This window comes from Mesorhizobium sp. M8A.F.Ca.ET.208.01.1.1, assembly GCF_004791315.1.
In the GTDB taxonomy this organism is placed as follows: domain Bacteria; phylum Pseudomonadota; class Alphaproteobacteria; order Rhizobiales; family Rhizobiaceae; genus Mesorhizobium.
Genome location: NZ_SRUT01000207.1, coordinates 1 through 326, shown reverse-complemented (window position 1 = coordinate 326; position 326 = coordinate 1). Strand labels below are relative to the sequence as shown.

The following is a 326-nucleotide window of genomic DNA, read 5'->3' as shown; positions in this document are numbered from 1 at the left end:
GGCAAGCCGTCGCCGGATTTCTTTCTCTCGGCGCTTGCGGACCTGGACTGCCCGGCGGCCGACGCGGTTATGGTCGGCGACGATGCGGAGAGCGATGTCGCCGGGGCGCTCAACGCCGGGCTTGGCGCGGCCCTGCTGGTGCGCGCCGGCAAATACCGTCCGGGCGATGAAGCGCGCTTCGATCCGGCTCCGACCGCGATCGTCGACGATCTCACGGCGGCAACCGAGTGGATACTTAAAGCGCGTCGCGCCGAAGCGGCCTCGAGGGACGCGCTGTAATCTTTGTTTGATGCATGTCGTGACCCCAAAACCGCTGCGCACTTTTG

At 66.3% G+C, this 326-nt stretch carries 1 protein-coding gene; it reads left to right on the top strand.

What is annotated here, in order from left to right:
- On the top strand, positions 1 to 279 hold a 279-nt coding region (locus tag EN851_RS34950), incomplete at its 5' end, for an HAD-IA family hydrolase (RefSeq protein WP_145972396.1).
- Between the last annotated feature and the right edge of the window lie 47 nt (positions 280 to 326).